This window comes from Caballeronia sp. LZ034LL, assembly GCF_031451215.1.
Taxonomy (GTDB): Bacteria; Pseudomonadota; Gammaproteobacteria; order Burkholderiales; family Burkholderiaceae; genus Caballeronia.
In genome coordinates this window covers 192,283-206,542 of sequence record NZ_JARUXR010000003.1, presented here as the reverse complement: position 1 = coordinate 206,542, position 14,260 = coordinate 192,283, and the positions used below count along the sequence as shown (strand labels likewise).

The 14,260-nt window shown below is 62.2% G+C and carries 13 protein-coding genes; 4 read left to right on the top strand and 9 right to left on the bottom strand.

What is annotated here, in order from left to right:
• Positions 1 to 150 precede the first annotated feature (150 nt).
• The 5 genes from QCE83_RS22050 to QCE83_RS22030 all read right to left on the bottom strand — a co-directional run bounded on the left by QCE83_RS22050 (position 151) and on the right by QCE83_RS22030 (position 4,098).
• Positions 151 to 948, bottom strand: coding sequence for a transporter substrate-binding domain-containing protein (locus QCE83_RS22050; protein ID WP_309816103.1), 798 nt, complete (start codon positions 946 to 948; stop codon positions 151 to 153).
• 73 nt (positions 949 to 1,021) lie between these two features.
• Positions 1,022 to 1,750: an amino acid ABC transporter ATP-binding protein gene (locus QCE83_RS22045; RefSeq protein ID WP_309816100.1), complete on the bottom strand. Its 729-nt coding sequence runs from the start codon at positions 1,748 to 1,750 to the stop codon at positions 1,022 to 1,024.
• Positions 1,734 to 2,387, bottom strand: coding sequence for an amino acid ABC transporter permease (locus QCE83_RS22040; protein ID WP_309816097.1), 654 nt, complete (start codon positions 2,385 to 2,387; stop codon positions 1,734 to 1,736). The genes QCE83_RS22045 and QCE83_RS22040 overlap by 17 nt, the downstream gene beginning before the upstream one ends.
• A complete protein-coding gene (locus tag QCE83_RS22035) occupies positions 2,384 to 3,130 on the bottom strand; it encodes an amino acid ABC transporter permease (RefSeq protein ID WP_309816093.1) in 747 nt (248 codons plus the stop codon). Before QCE83_RS22035 ends, QCE83_RS22040 begins: the two co-directional genes overlap by 4 nt.
• 122 nt (positions 3,131 to 3,252) lie before the next feature.
• A complete protein-coding gene (locus tag QCE83_RS22030) occupies positions 3,253 to 4,098 on the bottom strand; it encodes an NAD(P)-dependent oxidoreductase (protein WP_309816090.1) in 846 nt (281 codons plus the stop codon).
• A gap of 252 nt (positions 4,099 to 4,350) precedes the next feature.
• Between QCE83_RS22030 and QCE83_RS22025 the strand changes: the two genes are divergently transcribed.
• Positions 4,351 to 5,028 carry a FadR/GntR family transcriptional regulator gene (locus QCE83_RS22025; RefSeq protein ID WP_309816088.1) on the top strand — a complete coding sequence of 226 codons (678 nt, stop codon included), beginning with the start codon at positions 4,351 to 4,353 and terminating at the stop codon, positions 5,026 to 5,028.
• Between the two features lie 84 nt (positions 5,029 to 5,112).
• Here the strand turns inward: QCE83_RS22025 and QCE83_RS22020 are convergent, their stop codons facing one another.
• From QCE83_RS22020 to QCE83_RS22010, 3 genes are all read right to left on the bottom strand, one after another.
• Positions 5,113 to 6,459 carry an MFS transporter gene (locus tag QCE83_RS22020; protein ID WP_309816086.1) on the bottom strand — a complete coding sequence of 449 codons (1,347 nt, stop codon included), beginning with the start codon at positions 6,457 to 6,459 and terminating at the stop codon, positions 5,113 to 5,115.
• 233 nt (positions 6,460 to 6,692) lie between these two features.
• Positions 6,693 to 7,601 carry an SMP-30/gluconolactonase/LRE family protein gene (locus tag QCE83_RS22015; RefSeq protein ID WP_309816083.1) on the bottom strand — a complete coding sequence of 303 codons (909 nt, stop codon included), beginning with the start codon at positions 7,599 to 7,601 and terminating at the stop codon, positions 6,693 to 6,695.
• A complete protein-coding gene (locus tag QCE83_RS22010) occupies positions 7,598 to 8,428 on the bottom strand; it encodes an NAD(P)-dependent oxidoreductase (RefSeq protein WP_309816080.1) in 831 nt (276 codons plus the stop codon). Before QCE83_RS22010 ends, QCE83_RS22015 begins: the two co-directional genes overlap by 4 nt.
• A 199-nt stretch (positions 8,429 to 8,627) precedes the next feature.
• On the opposite strand from QCE83_RS22010, the gene QCE83_RS22005 reads away from it, so the two are divergent.
• Positions 8,628 to 9,617, top strand: coding sequence for a LacI family DNA-binding transcriptional regulator (locus QCE83_RS22005; RefSeq protein ID WP_309816077.1), 990 nt, complete (start codon positions 8,628 to 8,630; stop codon positions 9,615 to 9,617).
• 49 nt (positions 9,618 to 9,666) lie between these two features.
• Here the strand turns inward: QCE83_RS22005 and QCE83_RS22000 are convergent, their stop codons facing one another.
• A complete protein-coding gene (locus QCE83_RS22000; RefSeq protein ID WP_309816074.1) occupies positions 9,667 to 10,956 on the bottom strand; it encodes an MFS transporter in 1,290 nt (429 codons plus the stop codon).
• Positions 10,957 to 11,331: 375 nt separating this feature from the next.
• On the opposite strand from QCE83_RS22000, the gene QCE83_RS21995 reads away from it, so the two are divergent.
• Both QCE83_RS21995 and QCE83_RS21990 read left to right on the top strand, forming a co-directional pair.
• Positions 11,332 to 12,204: a DMT family transporter gene (locus QCE83_RS21995; RefSeq protein ID WP_309816071.1), complete on the top strand. Its 873-nt coding sequence runs from the start codon at positions 11,332 to 11,334 to the stop codon at positions 12,202 to 12,204.
• A gap of 95 nt (positions 12,205 to 12,299) precedes the next feature.
• Positions 12,300 to 14,255 (top strand): Cache 3/Cache 2 fusion domain-containing protein, encoded by a 1,956-nt coding sequence (locus QCE83_RS21990; protein WP_309816068.1) that lies wholly within the window; start codon positions 12,300 to 12,302, stop codon positions 14,253 to 14,255.
• Positions 14,256 to 14,260: the final 5 nt, after the last annotated feature.

Below are 14,260 nucleotides of genomic sequence, written 5' to 3'. Positions count from 1 at the left end.
GGCATTTCGAATACGTAATGCCCGATTGTCTTCTGCATGCAAAATGTAAAAGGGCGAATAGCGTCAAGGCTCGTCGCCCTGCGTTATCCGCCCTTCTTCATCGCCCTGGCGGGCCTTCAGGCTACCGCGACGCGTGATGCGTCACGCACGTCACGCACCCTTGCGAACGTTATCCGGCAGATCGCGGCCATGATACTTCTTATAGATCGCATTGAGGTTGCCGTTCTTCATGTTCGTGCCGACCCAGTTGTTCACCCACTCCTTCAGACGCGGCTGATCCTTGTTCATCGCAATCCCAAGATCGAAATTCTTCTGCTCGAACTTCATCTCGATGTTGCGCTGAGGCGCGCGGTGCTGCATTTCCTGCAGGTTCGACGGGGTGCTCGAGAACACGTCGATCTGGCCCGTCACCATCGAGGTGATGAGCGTTGCATCGTCTTCATAACGCTGGATCTGCGCGCCCTTCGCCTGCTGCGTCGTGAGCGTGTCGTTCACGGTTGCGCGCGTGAGACCGATGGTCTTGCCGTCGAGATCGGCATAGTCCTTCACCTTGATCGATTTCAAGCCGCCGACGATGATCGTGATCACCGCATAAGGATTCGAGAAGTCGACCACCTTCGCGCGTTCCGGCGTGATCGACAAGTCGGCGATCACGAGGTCCGCCCGCTTGGCTTGCAGCGTCGGAATGCGCGCGGCATTGGTGATTTGCACCAGTTCGAGTTTGACGCCGAGATCCTTGGCGAGCGCGGCGGCAGTATCCACGTCGGAACCCGCGGGCTTCAGGTTCTCGTCGGCATAGCTGAAGAGCGGCGTGCCCATTGCAATGGCGACGCGCACGACGCCGGCCTTCTTGATGTCGTCGAGCTGGTCGGCCATGGCGCTGTGCACCGCGCCTGCCAGCATCAAGGTGGCAAGGGCCGCGCGTGCAATGATAGTCTTGGCTTTCAAGTTACGTCTCCGTCGTTATGGTTGTTGCGTGGATTGATGCGTGAGTCGAATGCGTGTTCCCATGCAGCGGGGATCACAGCCCGTTATCGAGGAAGGCACGAAGCTCCGGCGTTTGCGGCGAATCGAGCATGCTGCCGTCACCGACTTCCCAGACCCGGCCCTGGTGCATGTAAATGATGCGGTCCGCCACACGCTTAGCAAAGGCCATTTCATGCGTGACGAGCAGCATGGTCATGCCGTCCGCGGCAAGATCTTCCATGACGCGAAGAACTTCGCCGGTGAGTTGCGGATCGAGCGCCGATGTCACTTCGTCGAATAACATCACCTTCGGCGACATGGCCAGAGAGCGTGCAATCGCGACCCGTTGCTGCTGTCCGCCGGACAGCTGTTCGGGATACGCATCCGCCTTCTGTCCGAGTCCGACTTGCTCCAGCACATTCAGCGCAATGCGCCGTGCCTCGTCGCGGGACATTTTCTTCACGTGGCGCAGCGCAAGCATGATGTTTTCCTCCACCGTCAGATGCGGGAAGAGGTTATAGCTCTGGAACACGATGCCCACTTCGCGGCGCAGGTGGTGAAGATTCACCTTGGGATCGTCGACACGTATACCGCATACCTCGATCTGACCTTGATCGACGGTTTCCAGCCGGTCGATGCATCTCAACGCCGTGCTCTTGCCCGAGCCGCTTGCGCCGATCACAGCAATCATCTCGCCCTTGTTGACTTCGAACGACACACCCTTGAGCACATGATTGGAGCCGAAGCTCTTGTGAATATCGTCGACCTTAACGATTGCTGACATTGAGCTTGTTCTCCATCGATTGGCTCCAGCGCGAAAGCGGATAGCACAGCACGAAATAAAAAGCGCCCACCAGGCCGAAGATAAGGAACGGCTGGAAGATCGAGTTGTTGATGATCTGACCTGCGCGCGTCAGTTCGATGAAGCCGATTACCGAGGCGAGCGAAGTCATCTTGATGAGCTGCACGAGAAAGCCGACCGTGGGCGGCAACGCGAGGCGCATGGCCTGCGGAATGATCACGAGCCGCAGGGTCTGCCAGCGTGTCAGCGACAGGCACTCCGAGGCTTCCCATTGCGGCTTGGGCATCGCCTCGATGCAGCCGCGCCAGATGTCGCCGAGATAGGCGCTCGAATACACCATCAGGGCAAGGCCCGCCGCGATCAGCGCCGGCACCTGATAGCCATACACGGACAGGCCGAAGTACACGATGAACAGCAGGATCAGCAGCGGGATGCCCTGGATGGCTTCGATATAAACCAGCGCGACGCGCGACAGCCATGCGCGCGGCGAGATGCGCGCAAGCATCACGACGAAGCCGCCAATGCCGCCCAGCACGAACGCCAGCAGCGACAACACCACGGTCCAGCCGATCGATTGCACCAGGTAGGCCAGGTGCGCAGCCGTGAATCCGCCGCTCATGCTGCACCCCCGGGTATCACCGTATCGATCCGTTGCGGATCGGGCGGCGCCTTGCCTGCCCGCTTCGCCGCCAGACGGATCGCGCGGCGACGCTTGAACAGATGCTCGCCGACCTGCCACGCGATCAGCTTGATGATCAGCGAGAGCACGAGATACAGGCCCGCGACCACGATGTAGGTTTCGAGTGAACGGAAGGTATCGGACTGCACGGTGTTGGCAACGGCCGTGAGTTCTTCCGCGGAGATCTGCGATGCAATGGCGGACGCCTGCATCATCAGCAGGAACTGGCTCGTCAGCGCCGGATAAACCTTTTCGATCGACGGCTGCAACATCACATGCCAGCCGATGCGCCACTTCGACAAGCCCAGGCATTCCGCCGCCTCGATCTGTCCACGCGGCACGGATTCCAGACCCGCCCGAATGATTTCGGCTGCATAGGCGCCGATGTTGATCGTCATCGCAAGCGCAGCGGCCGCGAAGGTCGGCATGCGCAAGCCGATGCTCGCCAGTCCGAAATAGAGCAGAAAGATCTGCACGAGGAACGGCGTGTTACGCACCGCCTCGATATAGATGATGCAGAGGCGCGTCAGCACGGGTACGCGGGCGCGCTTCGCGAATGCCACGAGCATCCCCACGATCAAGCCGAAGAAGACCGCGACGCACGTCATCTTGAGCGTGAGCCACGCCCCTAGCAGGAACGTCGGCCAATAAGGCCACAGGGGTGAAAAATCGAGTGAAAACATGGAGGCGATGTCCCTGTCAGGTTGACGTTTTACACGTTATGACGGCTCTGGCGCCGCTGAGCCGATCCTGCGCTGGATGTATGACGACATACTACGATTGGTGATAATGAATCTTGCATGCATTAAACCGGGTCGAACGGTCCGATCGTCGTGAACGCGCCGCCCTGGAGAACCGCGACCGGATCGGTCGGCAGGGGCGGCGGCGTGGCTTCGATCTTTTCGCGGAACGGTTCCGACGAGTCATGCGGTACGAAGCCGAGATGCGCGGCGCACCGGTTGTCCCACCATGTGTGCGCATTGGCGGACATACCAAAGGCAATCGTGTGGCCGACATCCGGCGTGAACAGACTGCGGCGCAACAGGTCGTGGAAATCGTCCTGGCTCATCCAGCTCGCCATCATGCGGCGATCCTTGGGCTCCGGAAAAACCGAACCGATGCGGATGCTCACGGTCTCGATGCCGTAGCGATCGAAGTACAACTGCGCCATGTCCTCGCCGAAGGACTTTGACAGTCCGTAGTAGCCATCGGGACGCTTGCGTGCGGTCGCATCGATGATCTCGTCCTGGCGATAGAAGCCCGTGACGTGATTCGAACTGGCGAACACGATGCGCTTCACGCCCTGTCGGCGCGCTGCCTCGTAGAGATTGAACACGCCCTTGATGTTTGCTTCGAGCACTTCCTCGAACGGACGCTCCACCGATACTCCGCCCAGATGAATGACGGCGTCGCATTCTTTTGCCAGCGCGTCGACAGCCTCACGATCCGCAAGGTCGCAAGGCACGATTTCTTCGTGCGGCGCAGCCTCGCTGCCGAGTACGCCAGGAAGGTCGGAAATGCGCACGTGGCGCGCGAATTCGGCCACCCGATGCCTGATTGCCTGCCCGATACCCCCAGCGGCGCCGGTGAGCAGCAGTCTTTCGAAGCGAGCGGAATGCTCGCGTGACGACGCGTTATTTCGTTGTTCCATCGATTCATGTCTCCTGCGAGATTCGGCTAGGGATTACCCTGCACGCCTCTTCTTGTACGTTGTCATATCACCGCATGACGCATATCATCATTTGCCAATCGATTTGTCAATGTGTGTAAAACCCATTCCAACGAGAACGCCGTGACGCAATCGCCCGATCCTCACAAACACGCGGATTCCTTCCCTTCCGCGCACGCATCTTCGAGTGCTCCGAACAGCGCTTCAGGCACGCGCCGAAGCCTCACGCTGCAAATGGTGGACGCCGTGCGCGCGCAGATCGACGCGAGCGAACTTAAGGCTGGCGCCCGCCTCCCTACCGAGGCAGAAATGGTGCAGCACTTCGGTGTGAGCCGCACCGTGGTGCGCGAAGCGCTATCGCGCCTGCAGGCGGAGGGACTCGTGGAGACGCGCCATGGCATCGGCACGTTCATCTGCGAAGCGGCCGCAGCGCCGCTGCTGCAAATCGATCCCGCCGATGTCCCCGGCTCCCTCGATGCCCTTGCGATACTCGAATTGCGCATCAGCCTCGAAACCGAGAGCGCAGGACTCGCGGCCCTGCGATGCGATGCGGCACGCGTGACGGCCATGCGCGCTGCGCTCGTCGATTTCGCGAGGAACGTCGAGCGACACGCCGACACCATCGCGCCGGACCTGCGATTCCACATGGAAATCGCACAGGCGACCGGCAACCGTTATTTCGTGGAGATCATGGCGCATCTCGGCGCGCGGATGATTCCGCGCACGCGCCTGACCGCGACACCTGTCGCGCCTGAACGCCACGCCGAATATCTGACGCGGGTGAATCGGGAACACGAACAGATCGCCGATGCAATCGAGCGCGGCGACGCCGACTCCGCCCGCACGGCGATGCGTCTTCATCTCATCAACAGCCGGGAACGCCTGCGCCGCGCGCAGACATCAAGCGATTGAATTCATGATGCAAGATTAAATATACAAAGGGACCGCGTTCTTGCCGCGGTCCCTTGTCTCTTGCAACATCCGCCTCACATTCGCTCAGCGCGCGAGCTTGGGCTCCGCATCGTTGACGTCGTGGGCGCCCGAGATGGTCTCCAGCGCCGAGTCATGGTGCAGCAGCAGAACCGCCGCTACGCCGACCATACCTGCCCCCGCGAGACACAGCAGGCCCGCGCCGAAACCGCCCGTGCTGTCCTTGATCCAGCCCATTGCATAAGGACCGAAGAACCCGGCGAGATTACCGAGCGAGTTGATCGCGGCGATGCCGCCGGCAGCCGCGGCACCCGACAGGAACGATGCAGGCAAGGTCCAGATCACCGGCAGGCAGCCGAAGATGCCGAAGCCCGCGATCGACAGCGCGATCATTTTCATGACCGGATCGTCGAGCCCGGCCGAGACCGCGATGCCGCCGGCCGCGACCATCAACGCAATCGCCACATGCCAGCGACGCTCGAGCTTGCGGTCCGAATGACGTCCCCACAAGACCATGCTGACGACACCCACCGCATACGGCAGCGACGTCACGAAGCCCGTCTGCAGATTGGTGAGGCCAAACGCCTTGACGATCTGCGGCAGGAAGAAGCTGAGGCCGTAATTGGTGGCATTGGCGCCGAAATAGATCAGCGCGATCGCCAGCACGCGGGGATTGAAGATCGCTTCCTTGACGCTGAACGCATGCACCGATTCGCGATGCGCGCGCTCGTGGGCCTGACGGTCGACTAGCCATTTGCGCTCGTCATCCGCAAGCCAGTGTGCATCCGTGGGCTTGTCGGTCAGGTAGAAGTACACGACGAATGCGAGCAGCAGCGCCGGAATGGCTTCGATCAGATAGAGCCACTGCCAGCCTTGCATCCCGCCCAGACCGTCCATCTGCAGCAACGCACCGGAGATCGGGCCGCCGATCACAGTCGAGAGTGGAATCGCCGCCATGAAATAGCCGACCACGCGTCCCCGGTACTTGGCCGGAAACCACAGCGTCAGCAGAAAGATGATGCCGGGGAAGAAGCCCGCTTCGGCGACGCCAAGCAGGATCCGCAAGCCATAGAACACATAGGCGTTGGACAGACCGGTTGCTTGCGCGATGTGGGGTATGTACGCCATCGCGGCAGCGAGGATGCCCCAGGTGAACATGATTCGCGCAATCCAGCGGCGCGCGCCGAATCGTTCGAGCAGCAGGTTCGAAGGAACCTCGAAAAAGAAATACGCGATGAAGAAAATACCGGCGCCGAATCCGAACATGCTCGCCGTGAAGCCGAGCGCCTTGTTCATTTGCAAGGCTGCAAAGCCGACATTGACGCGGTCCAGATAGGCAATGAAGTAACACAAAATCAGGAACGGCACGAGGCGAACCATCACGCGCTTCATGGTGCGGGTTTCAAGGTCCATCTATGTCTCCTCCGGATAGAAGAATCGCTAGATCGCGGGTACTTGGGATACCTGCGGAGCCTACTCTTTAAGGAGGAACTACAGCATTGGTGTTTAGCCTTGGTATCGGTTCCGAAGCCCGCCCGACAAGCGGAACGGCATGCGCCAATCCGGTGCTGGAACGCCTTGCATCCCAGCATTTGCAACGTCTTGTCTCGAATAAAATTTGAACGGATCGTTCCGTTTCGTACCGGTCATGCGACCGGTAACATTCCGGCGTATTCCGGTTCCGGTAATCCTTGCACGCCGGCGTTCAGCGCGAACACCTGACCGTCGTCGTCAGTTGCGTTTATTGACGGGCGGATCGTCGTGACGAAAAGCGTCGAGAGGTCACTGCCGCCAAACGCGCACATGGACGGCTTGCTGGCACGCAACGCGATTTCGCGGTCGAGCCGGCCTTGCGGCGTAAAGCGCAGCAGGCGCGCGGCATCGTTCGCGCAGGTCCAGTAGCAACCGTCCGCATCGACCGCTGCGCCGTCCGGACGTCCCGCGTGATGATTCAGATCAGCGAACATACGTCGCGCGCCAGGCGTGCCGCTGTCCAAGTCGAAGTCGAACGCCCAGACGAGGCGGCGTTGCGGATGAGAGTCCGACAGATACATGGTCCTGCCGTCGGGCGACCAGGCCAGTCCGTTCTGCGTGATCAAACCCTCGACAAGCGGGTCCGACAGCACGCCATGTCGATCGAAGCGGTACAGCGCGCCGGCCGCACTCGCGAGCGACATGTCCTGCACCATCGTGCCCGCCCAGAAGCGGCCCTGCCTGTCACAGCGGCCATCGTTGAAGCGCATGCCCGGTGCGGCGAACGAGGGTGCGACAAGCTTCGCCGTGGAAACATCGCCGCCGTCGTGCAGCGTCACGGCGAAGACGCCGCTCTCCATGCCGGCGACGATCTGTCCGGCGGCATCGAATGCGATGCATGCGACCTGTTCCTCAAAGGTCCATTCCGAGCGCTGTCCGCTTTCGAGCACGAGCCGGACGATACGTCGTGCCGGAATGTCGACCCAGTACAGCGCGCCCTCTTTCGCGCGCCAGACCGGGCACTCGCCGACCGTCGCGGCGCCCGCCGCGTCGAGACGGTCCACGCGCACGGCGCTGCTCATCGCTTGCGCTCCATCGGCTCGCCGATGACAAACTGCCCGCCTTGGAAGCGTTGGGCGGGATCGTCGTAATCGGCGGTCGGCGCTTTCGGCGGGAACAGATCGTTGAACTGCGTCGAGCTGTCTTGCGGATTGAATCCGAGGAAGCCCGCTTTCGAGTTGTCCCACCACTTCACCGGATTGTTCGATGCGCCATACACGACCGTATGCCCCACGCGATTCGTGAACAGCGAGCAGCGCACGAGTTCGATGAAGTCGCGATAGCTCAGGTAAGTGACCAGCATGCGCGGGTTCTTCGGTTCCTCGAACGACGAACCGATGCGCAGGCAGACGGTCTCGATGCCGAAGCGATCGAAGTAATAGCGCGACAGCGATTCGCCGAAGCACTTCGTCACACCGTAGAGACTGTCCGGCCGCTGTGGCGAGTCGGCGTCGAGCACGTCGGTCACGGGATGAAAGCCGATCGCATGATTCGAACTCGCGAACACCACCCGCTTCACGCCATGGCGACGCGCCGCTTCGTAGATGTTGTAGGTACCGCGAATGTTGGCTTCGATCAGGTCATCGAACGGTGCGTCGATGGAGATACCGCCCAGGTGCACGATCGCATCCACGCCCTCGACGAGCTGCATCACCTTGGCAATATCAGCGAGATCGACGGCGCTTGTCTCTTCATGACGCGCGGCGTCGTCGAGCGGCGCGATGTCCGAGAGCCTCACCACATCGGCCCACTGCGAGACTGCACCGCGCAGCTGTCGGCCCAGGTTGCCGGCCGCGCCGGTGAGAAGCAGACGCTTGAACGGTTTGCCCGCTGCCGTTGGCTGATTCATCGAAACTCCTGTGTATTACGTTGCAACTGCGTTGAAAGCAAAAATGAAGAAAACGTTTTCGGCGTCACGGGCGCACGGAAACAACAACGTTAGGAAGGTTTTGCATCCAAAACGCATCATTCGAAATGCAAAACCCGTTTTCCAGGTTTCCCGATTTTCTGCGACAATTCGTGAATTCCGCGAAAACGTTACCCTCCGAATGAAAAAAAATTCCTCAACCATTCGCGACGTTGCTGCCGCAGCGGGCGTGTCCGTCGCGACAGTTTCCAAATACATCAACGGCGCACAACGATTCTCGGCGCCGGTGGAAGCGCGGCTCAAGGAGGCGATCGAGACGCTCGGATATCGTTCGAATCCGCTGGCGCGCTCGATGATCACAGGCAAGACCCGGACCATCGGACTCACCATTCTCGACATCAGCAATCCGCACTTCACTCACGTCGTCAAGGGCGCCAACCGCATCGCTCTGCGTCATGACTACACGCTGCTGCTCGTCGACATCGACGAGAATCAGGCGCGCGAACGTCCTCTCATCGAAGCCCTCGCGCAACGCGTGGACGGCCTGCTCGTCAGTTCGCGCCTGCCCGACGAAGACGCGCACTGGATGCTTGAACTCGACAAACCCGTCGTGCTTCTGCGCAACGCCGAGTTGCCCATTCCGAGCGTCGGCATCAACAGCCGCCTTGCCACCTACATGCTGACGCGCCATTTGCTCGACCTGGGGCATCGGCGCATCGCCTACCTCGGCTTCGAGCATGCGCGCATCAACGATGAACGCATCCGTGGAGCTCGCGATTGCCTCGCCGAAGCGGGCCTCGAACTCGATGTCTACGAAGCGCATGCACCGACTTCGATCGCGGGCGAACAGGCGTGCTCGCGCGTGATGCTCGGACCGAAGCGGCCGCAGGCGGTGATCTGCTACAACGACCTCATCGCGCTCGGCTTCATGAAGGAAGCCGCAACACTCGGCATACGGGTGCCGCATGACGTTTCCGTCACGGGCATCGACAACGTCCCGTACGGCGCCTATGCCGCGCCCGGCCTCACTACGGTGGACATCCAGAGCGAGAAGATGGGCGAACTCGCCATGCAGAAACTCATCGACGCGCTCGCCGGACATCCCGATCCAGGCAATTCCATGTTCGAGCCGCGCCTCATCGTGCGTGAATCCACGGCTGCCGCAACCTGATGCATGCATGATGCACGGCGCGTGGTGTGCGCGCCGGTCATGCGCAACTTCAACCTGCGAGCTTCGCCGGCGTCATCTTGGGCGTCAGCACGTGCATGATTGCGAAAGCAATCAAATAAGCCGATGCACCGATCGCGAACAGCACCCAATAGTGGCCCGTGCGCTGCAATACCTGACCGATCACTTCCGAGAACAGCACGCCGCCGATCGACCCGGCCATGCCGCCGATACCGACCACCGCACCCACCGCGCGCCGCGGAAACAGGTCCGATGCCGTCGTGAACAGGTTCGCCGACCAGCCCTGGTGCGCCGCCGCCGCGAGACCCACGATCGCCACCGCGACCCACAGGTTCTCCGCCTGCGAGACGAATGCGATCGGCAGTACCGCGCAGGCGCAGATCAGCATCGCGGTCTTGCGCGCCGCATTCACGGTCCAGCCCGAGCGCAGCAGCGCCGACGAAATCCAGCCGCCGCCGATACTCCCCACCGTGGTGATCGCGTAGATCACGACGAGCGGCATGCCAATGTGCTGCATGTCCATGCCACGCGATTCATTCAGCCACTTCGGCAGCCAGAACAGATAGAACCACCACACCGGGTCCGTCAGGAACTTGCCGACGATGAACGCCCACGTTTCACGCTTCTTGATGAGTTCCTTGAAGCCCGGCGCGCCGGCCTTCGCATGGGCGGCGTCGGCGATCTTCGCCTCGTCGCCTTCATCGGCGAGCTCGTCATCGTGCGCGCTGCCGTCCGGCTGGCGATACATCACGAACCACACCACGAGCCACACGAGGCCGACGGCGCCCACCAGCACGAACGCCGCGCGCCAGCCGAAAGCCACCGCAAGCGCAGGAATGAGCGCAGGCGCAAAGACCGCGCCGATGTTGGCGCCTGAATTAAAAATGCCAGTGGCGAGTGCACGCTCGCGACGCGGGAACCACTCGGCGGTGGTCTTGATCGCAGCCGGGAAATTGCCGCCTTCGCCGATGCCGAGCAGCGCGCGAACCATCGCGAAGCCCATGACCGAGCCGACGGCCGCATGCAGCATCGCCGCGATACTCCAGATGAACATCGCCGCCGCGTAGGAGATGCGTGTGCCGAGCCAGTCGACGATCCGCCCGAAACACAGCAGGCCGATGGCATAAAACGCCGAGAACGCAATGACGATGCGGCCGTACTGCACCTGCGTCCAGCCGATGTCGTGCTGAAGCATCGGCGCCAGCAGGCCGAGGATCTGCCGGTCCATGTAGTTGATGACCGTGGCGAAGAAAAGCAGCGCGCACACGGTCCAGCGATAACGGCTGGCGGTTCGTACGACGCCGGCAACGACAGTGTTCATGAAAAGTCTCCGGACGCGGCGGCGCTCGTCGTGCCGCGTTCTTTGTTGCGTGGATTCGGCGACGAGCGCCGCGGGCGGACCATTCGGAAGCACCTGGACAGTCACCCATATAGCCGTTTGGAAAACGTTTTATCAAGAATAGTCGTTTTGAACGGGAGTGACCATCCTGGTGTTTGCCCTAGGTCGCTCACCAGCACAGCTCTCACACGCATTCTGGCGCGATCCGAGCCGGCCTCAAGCCGAAAGTTAATCGTTTTCTACGATTTTTCCCAAAGGCAGACGGTTTTATGCATTAGGTGTTTTGCATGCCAACCGCGTGCACCCGCGCCTGTAAGATCGATCCCCATTCATTCACGGCAACCCGTCCCGCGCTCCATGCCTTCTCGTCTCACGGGGTTCATCTATCTGTTCGTCACCGCCATCGGCTGGGCGCTGAACTGGCCGGCCATGAAGGTCCTGCTGCGCGAGTGGCCGCCGCTCTTCTCCCGCGGCGTCGCGGGCGTGACGGCGGCCGTCCTGCTGGGTCTGATCGCGCTCTTTGCCGGGCAAGACCTTCGCGTGCCGCGCGCATGCGTTCCGCGCCTGCTCCTCGCATCCGCGATCAACGTGTTCGCCTGGATGGGTTTCGCCACACTGTCGATGAAATGGCTTTCCGTGAGCGAAGGTGCATTGCTCGTCTACACCATGCCGATCTGGGCCATGCTGCTCGCGTGGCCCATCTCGAAGCGCAAGCCCTCCTTCGCCGGCTTTTGCGCTCTCGCTCTGGGCCTGGCCGGCGTGATCGTCCTGCTTTCCGGGCACGGCCTTTCCTTCGATGGCGGCAAGCTCGCCGGCATCGCCTTCGCGCTGGCAGCCGCGGTGTTGTTCGCGCTCGGCACCGTCATCACGCATGGACCGATGCCCGTCGCCCCGATCACGCTGGTCGCCTGGCAAGTCGGCATCGGCTGCGTGCCGATGGTCCTGCTCGGCGCACTGATCGAACATCCGTCGTTCGCGGCGCTCAAGCTCGATGGCTGGGCCGTCATGGTCTACATGAGCCTCGTACCGATGGGCGCATGCTATCTGGCGTGGTTTGCCACGTTGCGCCGTCTGTCCGCCGAGGTCGCTTCCATCGGGATGCTGCTCGTGCCGGTCATGGGCATCGTCGCCGCGGCCCTCACGCTGGGCGAGCCGCTCGGCGCACGCGAAGCGCTTGCGATGGCGCTGACGCTGTCGGGCGTCGCGCTCGCCATGCGTCAGCGTCGCTAGCACATTACGGTGTCCTGTCCCAAGCAAAAAATTAAAGACGCGCGCACCGGCTGCCGATAAGGACCACACCTACTCATTACGTTCAATCACTGCCCATGTTTCGAACCCGTCTGGCCCGCATGAACGTCGGGACCCAGTTTGCCGTGCTGGCCTGCGCGCTCACGGCGATCGCCATTGCTTTCTTTACCCTCGCTGTCACGAAACGCGCCGGAGAACAGGTGGACACGCATGCGCTGGCGCGTGTCAAGAGCGAGAACCGCTCCATTGCCACGATGATCGGCCTCTATGACAAGGCCGTGAGCGCCGAGGTCTCGCGCTTCATGACCTTGTTCGCGCATCGCCTGCCGTCTTCGTTCACGCTCGACCCCGCGCATACGGTCGAGATCGCCGGCACGTCGACACCCACCATGCTGGCCGGCGACAAGCCCCTCAACAACGACTTCACGATTCCCGATGCATTCCTCGCGGACAGCGGCGCCATCGCGACGATCTTCGCCCGCACCGGCGACGACTTCGTCCGCGTCACGACGTCGCTCAAGAAGCAGGACGGCACGCGCGCCATCGGCACGCTGCTCGACCGCAAGGGCCCGGCCTATGCGCCGATCCTCTCCGGCAAGCCGTATATCGGCATTGCGGCGCTGTTCGGCAAGCAATACATCACCGAGTACAAGCCGGTCCTGGACACGTCGGGCCGCGTGATCGGCGCGCTGTTCGTCGGCGTCGACGTCACCGCGGAATTCGCCGCGCTGCAGGACACCATCGCGAAGCTGGCAATAGGCGCGAGCGGCTATCACTTCGTCGTCGATGCATCGAACGGCGCGAATCGCGGCAAGCTGCTGGTGCATCCCGGCTCGCAAGGCCAGGGCGTCGATGAACGCGTCGCGCCCTTCGCGCACATGCTCGATACCCGCGAAGGCAAGCTCGTGTTCGAAGGCGCCGACATCCCCGGCGCCGATCCGCGCGTGCATGGCGGCACCAAGGAGATCGTCTACATGAGCGTGCCGCAATGGCAATGGATGATCGGCGGCATTGCCTATCGCGACGAACTGCTCGCGGACGTGGACCATAGCCGCACCCTGTTCCTTGCCATCGGGTTCATCGTCGTCGTGCTGCTGGTGGGCGTGCTGCTCTATGCGGTCGCGCGGCTCGTCGGACATCCAATCGACCAGATCACGCGCGCTTCCGAACGCATCGCCGCCGGCGATCTCACGGTCCGCATCGACAGTACGCGCCAGGACGATATCGGCCGCCTGATGCGCGCCATCGACGGCATCGCACGCGGTCTTGCCGGCATCGTCGTGCAGGTGCGCCATGCGTCGGCCGGCATGAACGAAGGGACGGGACGGATTGCTTCTGACAGCAGCGACATAGCCACGCGCATCGCCACGCAAGCCGCGAGCGTCGAGGAAACGGCCGCGAGCATGGAGCAATTCACCTCCACGGTCCGGCAGAACGCCGCCAATACCGCGCAGGCCGGCGAGCTGGTGGCGTCGGCATCCGATGCGGCGCGCGCCGGCGGCGACGCCGTCACGCGCGTGGTGCAGACCATGGGCGACATCGATGCAGCGGCGCGCCGCATCGCCGACATCACCGCGACCATCGAAGGCATCGCGTTCCAGACCAACATCCTGGCGCTCAATGCAGCGGTCGAAGCCGCGCGCGCAGGCGAGCACGGCAAGGGCTTCGCGGTGGTCGCCGCCGAAGTGCGCGTGCTCGCGCAACGCAGCGCGGGCGCCGTGAAGGAGATCGAAGCGCTCATCGCCGAGTCGGCCACGCGGGTCTCGCACGGCTACCGCATCGCCGAGGAAGCGAGCAACACGATGAACGGCATTCTCGAACGCGTGGCGCGCGTCAACGCCATCGTCGGGGAGATGGACGTGGCCTCGCGTGAGCAGGCAAGCGGCATCGAGCAGGTCAACAGCGCGGTCATGTTGATCGGCGAAGCGACGCAGCAGAATGCGACGCTCGTCGGCAATGCCGAGCACTCCGCCGCCGAACTGCGGGATCAGGCGGGGCAACTCGAAGAAGCAGTCAGCCGCTTCCGCGTCTGACGCGC